Below are 11,174 nucleotides of genomic sequence, written 5' to 3'. Positions count from 1 at the left end.
GTGCTGGGAGTCGAAGTCCGGGTCCGGTTCCCGGGCCGCGCCGCCGAAGGCGAGCGGCCGGCGCAGCGCCGAGGGCAGCGGCTGCCACACGTCGCGGATGCGCATGCGCAGTCCGGGGACGCGGGCGGCGCGGGCCGCGAGCAGGTCGGCGGCGTGGGCGCCCGCGGCCGGCGAGTGGGCCGGGAAGATCCCGAGCGCCCCTAGGTGCATCGGGTGCTCGGCGGACTCGAGGTTCCAGAACGCCAGGTCGAGAGGAGCGAGCAGGTCAGCAGTCAAGGGCTTGCCTCGCGTCGACGACGGGGTGGGTCAGCAGTCAACCGCCCCCAGCCGATTACGGTCAAGTACGATCAGGCTACGTACAGTTAACAGCAGATTAAGTCCCGCCCCGGCGAGAGGGGCGGGACTTATGGTGCATGTGCCGTCAGTCCAGCACAGGTTGCGGCGCCGGGCACCCGGTGGGAGTCACCCGGGAGGCGTCACGGATCAACGCCTGATGCGCCGCTTTGAGTCGGGCCGTGTCCGGTTTCAGGACGGCTCGGTCGTAGGTGAGGAAGCCGTTCAGCTCACCCTCGACGTCCGCGATCTGGGTGTATACGGCACCGTTGCTGCCCTTGCAGACCAGGGCCCGGACCTCGTCGAGCTTGGTCAGATAGTCCTCGGTGTAGGTGGCCGGGTCGACGTCGACGTACGACTGCTGCACCGACCAGGCATGGCCGGGCACCGCAAGGCCCAGGCCGCCGTACTCGCCGCTGACCAGGGCACGCTCGCCGTCCGGGCGTGGTGGCAGCGCCGGGCTGGGATAGCCGTGCTCGTCCATGAGGTCGCCGGTGCCGCCGTCGGCGCCGAGGTTCAGCCCGGACTGGCCGTTGACCAGCCGGGTGGGGTCCCACGCCTTGGCCTGCTCGGCGACCCGGCCCACGTCGTACTGGCCCCAGCCCTCGTTGAAGGTCACCCACATGACGACCGACGGGCTGCTGATGTGCTCGTCGATCATCTCCTTCATCTCGCGCTCGTACCGCGCGCGGGAGGACGCGCTCGGGTTCACCCCGGCCGTCATCGCGGGCATGTCCTGCCACACCAGCAGCCCGAGCCGGTCGGCCCAGTAGAACCAGCGGTCCGGCTCGACCTTGATGTGCTTGCGGACCGAATTGAAGCCGAGCTGCTTGTGCGCCTTCAGGTCGTAGGCCAGGGCCTCGTCGGTGGGCGCGGTGTGCAGTCCGTCCGGCCAGAAGCCCTGGTCGAGGGTGGCCATCATGAAGACCGGCTCGCCGTTGAGGACCGTGCGCGGCACGCCGTTCACCTTCTCGACGGCGATCGAGCGCATCCCGAAGTAGCTGCCGACCCGGTCGGCCCCGACCTTCACCTTCAGGCCGTAGAGGAACGGGTCGTCGGGTGACCACAGGTGCGGGTCGTGGACGGTCAGGGTCAGCGGCCGGCCGGTGCGGCCGCTCGCCGTGGCCACCTTGCGCTTCCCGTCGTACGCCGTCGCCGTGATCGGTACGCCGTCCCGGACGCCCCGGGCCTCCACGGTCAGCTTCTCGCCCGCCACGTCCGGGGTGAGCTTGAGGGAGTCCGCGTGGTCGCGGGCCACCGGCTCCATCCAGACCGTCTGCCAGATGCCGGAGGACGGGGTGTACCAGATGCCGCTGGGGTCCAGGCGCTGCTTGCCGAGCGGCGGGTTCTCGCCGGATGCCGCGTCGGTGGGGTCGTAGACGCCGACGATCAGTTCCTGGGTGCGGCCGGGCTTCAGCGCGTCGGTGATGTCGGCGCCGAACTTGTCGTAGCCGCCCTCGTGCCTGGCGACCTCGGTGCCGTTGACGTACACCTCCGAGCGCCAGTCGACGCCGCCGAAGTTGAGCTTGAGCCGCTTGCCGGAGCCGATGTCCCAGTCGCGCGGGACCGTGAAGGTGCGCCGGTACCACATGCGGTCCTCGTGCCGTTCGATGCCGGAGAGCTGGGACTCCACCGGGTACGGGACGAGGATGCGCTCCTTCAGGGTCTTGCCGACGGGCGGCTGCTCGCCGGGCTCGGCGGCGGCGAACTGCCAGCGGCCGTTGAGGCCCTGCCAGGCGTCCCGGGTGAGCTGCGGGCGCGGGTACTCGGGGTGGGCGTTGTCCGGCCCGACCTCGTCGGCCCAGCGGGTGCTCAACTGGTGCGTCGAGCGGTTGGGGCCGCTGCTCCAGAACTCCTTGACAACGTTGCCGTCGGTGTTGGAGAGGCCGCCCCGACCGTCGTAGCGGATGTCGGCGGTACCCCGGGCCGTGCCGGTCTTGTTGCCGACGACCGGCTCGTCGAGGGCGACCAGGAGGGACGTGGGGTCGGACGGGTCCGGTCGCGCCGCGCCCAGGGGCCACTCGGCGCCGCCGATCACCGCCTTGAGGTGGTCGGTGAAGCCCGCCGGGGGTGCGGCCAGGGGCTGGGCGAAGTCGAGCTTGAGCGTGCGGCCGGTGGCCTGGACCGTGGCCGCGAGGGCTCCGTCGTAGTCGAAGCCTTCGGGGAGGCGGAAGGCCGACTGCGGGACCGGCTCCTTGGCGCCGCCGGGAGGGGTCCAGCGGAGGTGGAGGTTGGAGCCGCCGTAGTGCTCGAAGTACTCGACCTTGATGTCGTAGGCCTTGCCCGCGGTCAGGTCGACGGGCCGGCCGGTCTGTTCGCGGTCCCAGTCGTCCACCCAGTGGTCGATGACGGGCTTTCCGTCGATCCACAGGCGGAAGCCGTTGTCTCCGATGACCGAGAACGCGTGGGGGCCGGTCTTCTCCGGCACGATCTTTCCGGTCCAGCGGACGCTGACGTCATCGGACTGTCCGGTGGTGAAGTTCAGGCGCGGCTCCAGGTTGTCGAAGTCGAGGTCCTGGTCGAAGGTCGTCGCCTTGAGGGTGTGGAAGTCGAAGGCGCCGGGGGCGGAGTGGGTGAAGTACTCGCCCTTGAGGCCGTGGATCTCTGCGGGGTCGTCCGCCACGGCTGGGGCCGCGGTCAGGCCGGTGAGGCCCAGGAGCGCGGCGAGCAGTAACGCGAGCCGGTTTCTGAGGGGTCCGGTACGCACGGAACCTCCGTTTACAACGATGTCATGTGCGGGCGCAGGCATGACAACACGGATTCCGCTCTTCGTCCAGAGGCAGGACAAAGTCCCCTGCCAGGCCCCGTCAGGTGACCAACTGCCCCTTCCCCAGGGCGATGACGCCGCCCTTGGACACCGTGTACAGCTCGGCGTCCCGTTCCGGGTTGACGCCGATCGTCGCGCCCGGCGGCACCTGGACGTTCTTGTCGAGGACGGCGCCACGCACCACCGCACCGCGGCCGATGTGCACGTTGTCGTGCAGCACGGAGCCCTGCACCACCGCCCCCGGGTCCACCACGACACCCGGCGACAGCACGGACCGCGTGACCTGGCCGCGCACCAGGCAGCCCGCGCTGATGATGGACTCGCTGGCGATGCCGCCGGCGTTGAAGCGGGCCGGCGAGAGCTGGTACGAGTGCGTGTAGATCGGCCAGTCGCGGTTGTACAGGTTGAACGCGGGACGCTCGGCGATCAGGTCCATATGGGCCTCGTAGTAGGCGTCCAGCGTGCCGACGTCCCGCCAGTAGCCCTGGTCGCGGGTGGTCTCGCCGGGCACGTGGTTGGCGCTGAAGTCGTACAGCGCCGCCTCACCACGGTCGGTGAGCTGGGGCAGGATCGAGCCGCCCATGTCGTGCACGGAGGCCTCGTCCTCCGCGTCCCGCCTCAGCGCCTCGATGAGGGACTTGGTGGTGAAGATGTAGTTGCCCATGGAGGCGAAGACCATCTCGGGGTCGTCCGGCAGACCGGGCGGATCCGTCGGCTTCTCCAGGAAGCGCTCCACCGTCTGGCCGTCCGAGCCCGGCGTGATCACGCCGAACGACGAGGACTCGGTGCGCGGCACCCGGATCCCGGCCACCGTCACGCCCGCGCCGCTGTCGATGTGCTGGGCGAGCATCTGGCGGGGGTCCATGCGGTAGACGTGATCGGCGCCGAAGACGGCGACGTACTCGGGGCGCTCGTCGTAGATCAGGTTCAGCGACTGCAGGATCGCGTCGGCGCTGCCCAGGTACCAGCGCGGGCCGAGGCGCTGCTGGGCGGGCACGGGCGTGACGTAGTTCCCGAGCAGGTTGGACATCCGCCAGGTGGTGGTGATGTGCCGGTCCAGCGAGTGCGACTTGTACTGCGTCAGGACGCAGATGCGCAGGACGTCGCCGTTGACGAGGTTGGACAGCACGAAGTCGACCAGGCGGTAGGTGCCGCCGAAGGTGACCGCGGGTTTGGCACGGTCCGCCGTCAGGGGCATCAGGCGTTTGCCCTCGCCGCCCGCCAGCACGATTCCCAGGACCGAAGGACCACCACGACGCATGGCCGCTCCCCTCACGCCGATTTTCCGATGCCTGCCCCTGAGCGGGACGCGCTAAGCCTGTTTCAGGATCTCCTCGTAGAGCCGGACCGTGCGGCGGGCCACCGCGTCCCAGCCGAACTCGCCGACCGCCCGCTCCCGCCCGGCCTCGCCCATCCGCCGGGCGGTCTCCGGGTCGCCCAGGACGGTGTCCATGGCCCGGGCGAGACCCGCCTCGAAGTCGTCGCCCGCCGGGACGAGCAGGCCGGTCCTGCCGTCGTCCACGACCTCGGGGATGCCGCCGACCGCCGAGGCCACCACGGGCGTGCCGCAGGCCATCGCCTCCAGGTTCACGATGCCGAGCGGCTCGTACGCCGAGGGGCAGACGAACAGGGCGGCGTGCGTGAGGAGCTGGATCACCTCCGGGCGCGGCAGCATCCTCGGAATCCAGAACACGCCGTCGCGGACCCGGCTCAGCTCCCCGAACAGCTCGCGGAACTCCTGGTCGATCTCCGGCGTGTCCGGTGCTCCCGCGCACAGCACGACCTGCGCGGCCGGATCGATGTCCCGCACCGCGCGCAGCAGGTGGGGCACGCCCTTCTGCCGGGTGATACGGCCGACGAACAGGACGTACGGACGGGAGCGGTCGAGTCCGATCCGGTCCAGGGCGTCCGTGCCGTGGTCGGGCCGGTACAGGCTGGTGTCGATGCCGTTGTGCACGACGTGGACCCGCTCCGGGTCCAGTGCGGGGTAGCAGCCCAGGATGTCCTCGCGCATGGCCCCGGACACGGCGATCACCGCGTCGGCCGCCTCGATCGCGGTGCGTTCGCCCCAGCCGGACAGCTCGTAGCCGCCGCCGAGCTGCTCGGCCTTCCAGGGGCGCAGGGGCTCCAGGGAGTGGGCGGTCATCACGTGCGGGATGCCGTACAGCAGCTTGGCGAGGTGGCCGCCGAGGTTGGCGTACCAGGTGTGGGAGTGGACCAGCTCGCGGCCTTCCAGGGCGGCGGCCATGGCGAGGTCCACGGAGAAGGTGCGCAGCGCGTCGTTGGCGCCGTCGAGCGTGGACCAGGGCCGGTGCCGACGCACGCCGTCGGCGCGGCCCTCGCCCCAGCAGTGCACGTCCAGGTCGACCAGGGCTCTGAGCTCCCGGGCGAGGAACTCCACATGGACGCCCGCTCCGCCGTACACATCCGGCGGGTACTCCCGGGTCAGCAGTCCCACTCGCACCCGCAACTCCCTGCTCTCAGCGGCCGTTCCCTTTCATGGTCACCCAGATGGGGCGTGTGGGGAAGAGCGAGGCGGCGTCGTGAAGCAACAGTCGCCGCAGACGCCCCCGCCGGGCACCCGGTAGTACAGACAGCAGCTACGGCGCCGGAAGGCGGTGCCGGTGAGGGTCCCGGAGCCTGCGAGCAGGGGGTGCGCGAGGAGTTCGGCGGCCAGGGAGCGGGCCCGGGCGGCGGTGTCCGTGCGGTTGTGCCGCCGGGCCCAGCGGTCGAGTTCGCGGGCGGCGCCCGCCAGCGCGGAGGCGGCGTTCCCGCGCAGCAGGCCGGGAGCGAGGCGGTAGCGGGCGCGCAGGGCCGCCGCCAGGGGTTCGAGGTGGCCGTGCAGGACGGTGTCCGCGACGGTCGCCGCGTCCCCGGGGAGCGGCCGTACGTCCGAGAGCCACAGGTCGTCGGGGGCGCTGCCGTCGGCGTCCCAGTGCAACAACCGGGCGTCGAGGTCGGGGACGCTGCCGTGGAGGACGGCGCAGCCCAGCGCGACGGACCACAGCCGGGCCGCGAGGCCCAGGTGGGCCACGGACGCCCCGACGCGCAACTCCGGGGCGTGCAGGGCGCCGGCCACCTTGTGGACGCGAAAAATCAGGGGATTTCCGTACACGTCCGGTGACGTTTCACGGTAGGCCTGTGCGAGAGTGGGAAGTGGCCTGGCCGCCGCTCCTTCCGTGCGCAGCACGAAGAAGCCGCCGAGCGGGCGGAGCGCGGCGAGGTCGGGGTCGAGGTCCACGAAGACCAGTAGTACCAAGGCCCCTAGGGGATGCGACCCGGTGGCCCCCGACCGTGGCCGCCCACCTTGGGGATGACGGTGCTCCCCTCGTACTCCATCGGCAGTAGGACCCAATGAGTGCTCAGGGACGACGACGGGAAGACCTGGACACGGCAGGGTGTTGGTCATGAAAGACCACCTTTCGCCGCGCCGGGCTGAGCGCCCCCGCCTGACGCAGAGGAGCAGCCGATGAGCGCCCTCGCGTTGTCCGTCCTGCTGTCCCTCGTCTCCGCCGTCGCGTACGCGGGCGGGGCGATCGTGCAGGAGCGGGTGGCGGAGTCCTCGCCTGGCGAGCAGTACGCGCCGCTGCGCCGGCCGGGCTGGTGGGCGGCGGTCGGGCTCAACGGTCTCGGCGGTCTGCTGCACGTGGTGGCGCTGGCGTACGGTCCGCTGAGCCTGGTGCAGCCGCTGGGCGCGCTGACCATCGTGGTGGCCCTGCCGATGGCGGCGCTGTTCGTCGGCCGCAAGGCGGGTGCCACGGCCTGGCGGGGCGCGATCATGGCGACGGTGGGGCTCGCCGGTCTGCTGTCCCTGGTCGCCGCGTCGGACGCGCGGTCGCTGGACACGGCCCAGCGGGTGGCCGTGGCCGTCGTCACCGCCGGTGCGGTCGTGACGCTGATGATCGCCGCCCGGGCCGCGCACCGGCACCCGGCGGTCCGCAGCATGCTGCTGGCGACGGCGTCCGGTATCGCGTTCGGTATGTCCTCGGTGTTCACCAAGACCGTCGCGGTCGACTGGACCGGCGGTGTGTCGGCGGCCGACGTGCCCTCGCTCGCCGTGATCGGCGTCCTCGCCACGGCCGGCATGCTGCTGTCGCAGGCCGCGTACCGGGGCGCCGGCCTCACGGCCCCGCTGGCCACGCTGACGGTCGTGAACCCGGTGGTGGCGGCCGCGGTCGGCATCACGATGTTCGGAGAAACCTTCCGCTACGGCACGACGGGCACGGCGCTCGCCCTGAGCTGTGGCGTGGTGGCGGCGGGCGGTCTGATCCTGCTGACGACGGAACGGCTCGCGCAGGCCCAGCCGCAGAGCACGGGGACGGGGCTGGAGGTCGCCGGTACGGGCCTGGTTCCGGTCGACACGGGCCTCGGGACGTCGAGGACGGTGCCCGAGCCCGCCCGGAGCGGACGGTGCCGGCCCGAGCCGGTGGGTGCCGGGTCCACGGGCACGGGCGATCCGGCCGGGACGGTGGGCAGCCTGCCCGGAAGCAGGAACGCGCTGCGGGAGACGGTGAGGGCGTCGCCGGTCGGCGTGGGCACCCTGTCCGGGGCGGTGAACGCCTCGCCGGAGCCCCGGAGCACGCTGCCCGGCGCACTGCCCGAGACCGTGAGGGCGTCGCCCGTCGGCGAGGGCGCCCTGGCCGGGGCGTCGAGTGCCTCGCCGGAGCCCCGGAGCGCACTGCCCGAGATCGGCGTCCTGCCCGAGACCGTGGGCGCGCCGCCCACTGCCGTGGGTGTGCTGCCCAAGACGCTGGGCGTCGGGGCGGTGAGCGCGGGGGCAGGGGATCGTGGCGCGGCCGGTCGCGGCCGGTCCGGGGACGAACCGGTGTCCGTGCCCCGGCGCCTGGCCGCCGAGGAGCCCGAGGCCTCCCCGGACGTCCCGTACGAGAGCGGGGAACCGCCGGTTTCCTCAGACCCCGACCGCCGCCCGCTCTCCTACGTGCCCTTCTACGGCATCCCGTACGTCCCGCTACCCACGGTCGACCGGCACCGCGCGCGCGTCAGATCGTGACGCCGCCGGCCCTGAGATAGGCCACCGGGTCGACGTCCGAACCGAAACCGGGCCCCGTCCGCACCTCGAAGTGCAGATGCGGGCCCGAGCTGTTGCCGGTGGAGCCGGAGCGGCCGATGCGCTGGCCGGCGGTCACCGTCTGCCCGTCCCGCACGGAGATCGCCGACAGGTGGGCGTACTGGCTGTAGCGGCCGTCGCCGTGCCGGACCACGACCTGGTAGCCGAACGAGCCGCCCCAGCCCGCGCTGACGACGCTGCCCGCCGCGACCGACCTGATGGACGTGCCCGTGGGCACGGGGAAGTCGACGCCGGTGTGGTAGCCCTTCGACCAGGACGAGCCCGCCTTGCGGTAGGGCGTTCCCAGGGAGCCGCTGACGGGGGCGACGAGGCCCTGCCGGGCGGTCGACCGTCCGGCGCGGTCCTTGTTCTCGTCCTTGGAGCGCTCCTTGACGTGTTCCTTCGCGCGGTCCGGCTTCTTGGGCGACGGCTTGGCCGACGGGGCCGGTTTGGCCGAAGGGGCCGGCTTGGCCGCGGGGCGCGTCTTCGTGGCGCCCTCACCCTGCAGCGCGAGCCGCTGACCGGGCACGATCAGGTCGGGGTCGGCTCCTATGGCCGAACGGTTGGCGGCGTACAGCCCCCGCCAGCCGCCCCGGACCTCCTGGTCGGACGCGATACCGGAGAGGGTGTCGCCGCGGAGCACGGTGTACATCTCGGCGTTGCCCGCCCGGGACTGCGGCGTGGACTGCGGCCGCACGTCCTCGATGGAGGTTCTGGGCTTCTTCCGCACGTCCTTCTTGCCGTCCTTCTTCGTGCTCTCGGAGGCCGGCCGGATGTCGGGCTCGCCTCCGCCCCGGGTCAGTCCGGCCCGTTCCGAGCAGACCGGCCAGGCGCCCGGGCCCTGCCCGTCGAGCACCTTCTCGGCGACGGCGATCTGCTGGTCCTTGGTGGCCAGGTCCGCGCGCACCGCGTAGGTCCGGCCGCCGTACGCCTCCCAGGTGGACTGGGTGAACTGCAGACCACCGTAGAACCCGTTGCCGGTGTTGATGCTCCAGTTGCTGGTGGACTCGCAGGCGGCGACCTTGTTCCAGGTGTCGACGTCCGCCGCGTGGGCGGCGCCGGTGCCCATGAACGGCAGTGCCATGCCCGCGCCACCCGCCGTGACGGTGAGTGAGGCGCGGTTGATCCTGTTCGGCTGATACCGGCGGTGCCGGCCGCGTACGGCCATCGATTGCCCCCCTAGACATGCGTCAGGAGGGGCAAAAGTAAGCGCTGCGAACCGGCCAGAACAAGACGGCTATCAGCCGCCCGGGTGCCCAAATGGCCGGTATGAGGCCCCTGTTGCGCGACGTGCGCCACGGCAGTGCACCGTGTACGCCACCCGGTGCGCGTGTGCGACGTGCGCGGGGACGCGTACATCGGCTGAGTGCGACGGGGCTTTCGTGCGTATCACGCTGCGCGACGTCGTACGACCCGCGCGTGCGGACGCAGTAGCGGCACGTCAGGATGGTCGACGGGGGCATGCTGGTGGACACCACCCGCAGCACCGATACCGAGGTCTTTAGGAGCCAACCGAATGAGCAGTACAGCGCAGATCGGCGTCACGGGTCTCGCGGTCATGGGCCGCAACCTCGCCCGCAACTTCGCCCGCAACGGCTACGCGGTGGCGGTGCACAACCGGACGCCCGCGCGCACGCGCGCCCTGGTCGAGGAGTTCGGCGGTGAGGGGGAGTTCGTCGCGTGCGAGAGCGCGAAGGAGTTCGTCGCGGCGCTGGAGCGGCCGCGGCGCCTGGTCGTGATGGTGAAGGCCGGTGACCCGACGGACGCGGTGATCCAGGAGTTCGCCCCCCTGCTGGAGCCCGGCGACATGATCATCGACGGCGGCAACGCGCACTTCGCGGACACCCGGCGCCGGGAGCGCGAGCTGCGCGAGCAGGGCATCCACTTCGTCGGCATGGGCGTCTCCGGCGGCGAGGAGGGCGCGCTCAACGGGCCGAGCATCATGCCGGGCGGCCCGAAGGAGTCGTACGACTCGCTGGGTCCGATGCTGGAGAAGATCTCGGCGAAGGCGGCCGACGGTTCGCCGTGTGTCTCCCACGTCGGTCCGGACGGTGCCGGGCACTTCGTGAAGATGGTGCACAACGGCATCGAGTACGCGGACATGCAGCTCATCGGCGAGGCGTACCAGCTGCTGCGCGATGTCGCCGGTTACTCCCCCGCCCAGATCGCGGAGATCTTCCGCACCTGGAACCAGGGCCGCCTCGACTCCTACCTGATCGAGATCACGGCCGAGGTGCTGTCGCACGTCGACGCGGAGACGGGCAAGCCGTTCGTGGACGTGGTGGTGGACCAGGCCGAGCAGAAGGGCACCGGCCGCTGGACGGTCCAGATCGCCCTCGACCTGGGCGTTCCGGTATCCGGCATCGCGGAGGCCGTCTTCGCCCGCTCCCTCTCCGGCCACGCGGCGCTGCGGGAGGCCTCGCGCGGGCTGGCCGGCCCGACGGCACGGGCGCTCAGCGAGTCGGAGGCGCAGGCCTTCGCCGACCGGGTGGAGCAGGCGCTGTACGCGTCGAAGATCGTGTCGTACACGCAGGGCTTCCACGAGATCGACGCGGCCCGCGACGAGTACGGCTGGGACATCGACCTCGGCGCGGTCTCCGCGCTGTGGCGTGGCGGCTGCATCATCCGCGCGGCCTTCCTGGACCGGATCCGCTCCGCCTACGACACCCGGCCGGACCTGCCGAGCCTGCTGTCGGACGCGACGTTCGCGCAGGAGATCGGGGACGCCCAGGACGACTGGCGCGAGGTGCTGATCGCCGCGACCCGCGAGGGCGTGCCGACCCCCGGCTTCGCCGCGGCCCTCGCCTACTACGACGCCCTGCGCGCGGAGCGGCTGCCGGCGGCGCTGACGCAGGGGCAGCGGGACTACTTCGGTGCGCACACGTACCGCAGGGTGGACCGGGACGGCTCGTTCCACACGCTGTGGGGCGGGGACCGGTCGGAGGTCTCCGCGTAGGCGCTCGCCGCTGAAGGAACGGTGAGGGGCCGGTGGACAGCTGCGTTGGC

The 11,174-nt window shown here is 71.8% G+C and carries 8 protein-coding genes; 2 read left to right on the top strand and 6 right to left on the bottom strand.

Features of this window, described 5'->3' with window-relative positions; translation table 11 throughout:
• From ACFTZL_RS32260 to ACFTZL_RS32240, 5 genes are all read right to left on the bottom strand, one after another.
• On the bottom strand, positions 1-276 hold a 276-nt coding region (locus tag ACFTZL_RS32260), incomplete at its 3' end, for a wax ester/triacylglycerol synthase domain-containing protein (RefSeq protein ID WP_382589927.1).
• 145 nt (positions 277-421) lie between these two features.
• Positions 422-3,040 carry a PA14 domain-containing protein gene (locus ACFTZL_RS32255; protein WP_382589924.1) on the bottom strand — a complete coding sequence of 873 codons (2,619 nt, stop codon included), beginning with the start codon at positions 3,038-3,040 and terminating at the stop codon, positions 422-424.
• Between the two features lie 100 nt (positions 3,041-3,140).
• Positions 3,141-4,361, bottom strand: coding sequence for a glucose-1-phosphate adenylyltransferase (gene glgC, locus ACFTZL_RS32250; RefSeq protein ID WP_382589921.1), 1,221 nt, complete (start codon positions 4,359-4,361; stop codon positions 3,141-3,143).
• A 51-nt stretch (positions 4,362-4,412) separates the two neighbouring features.
• Entirely contained in the window at positions 4,413-5,564 is a 1,152-nt protein-coding gene (glgA, locus tag ACFTZL_RS32245; protein WP_382589919.1) for a glycogen synthase, read from the bottom strand.
• A 39-nt stretch (positions 5,565-5,603) separates the two neighbouring features.
• Complete coding sequence (locus tag ACFTZL_RS32240) at positions 5,604-6,359, bottom strand: (2Fe-2S)-binding protein (RefSeq protein WP_382589916.1); 756 nt, start codon at positions 6,357-6,359, stop codon at positions 5,604-5,606.
• A gap of 210 nt (positions 6,360-6,569) precedes the next feature.
• Between ACFTZL_RS32240 and ACFTZL_RS32235 the strand changes: the two genes are divergently transcribed.
• Positions 6,570-8,111 (top strand): DMT family transporter, encoded by a 1,542-nt coding sequence (locus ACFTZL_RS32235; protein WP_382589913.1) that lies wholly within the window; start codon positions 6,570-6,572, stop codon positions 8,109-8,111.
• Here the strand turns inward: ACFTZL_RS32235 and ACFTZL_RS32230 are convergent.
• Complete coding sequence (locus tag ACFTZL_RS32230) at positions 8,101-9,336, bottom strand: transglycosylase family protein (RefSeq protein WP_382589910.1); 1,236 nt, start codon at positions 9,334-9,336, stop codon at positions 8,101-8,103. The two genes, ACFTZL_RS32235 and ACFTZL_RS32230, sit on opposite strands and share 11 nt — an antisense overlap.
• Before the next feature lie 348 nt (positions 9,337-9,684).
• On the opposite strand from ACFTZL_RS32230, the gene gndA reads away from it, so the two are divergent.
• Complete coding sequence (gndA, locus tag ACFTZL_RS32225) at positions 9,685-11,124, top strand: NADP-dependent phosphogluconate dehydrogenase (protein WP_382589907.1); 1,440 nt, start codon at positions 9,685-9,687, stop codon at positions 11,122-11,124.
• Positions 11,125-11,174 lie beyond the last annotated feature (50 nt).

It is taken from the genome of Streptomyces sp. NPDC056948 (genome assembly GCF_042674225.1).
Classification (GTDB): Bacteria; Actinomycetota; Actinomycetes; order Streptomycetales; family Streptomycetaceae; genus Streptomyces; species Streptomyces purpurascens.
This window is presented reverse-complemented; position numbering and strand designations above follow the sequence as displayed.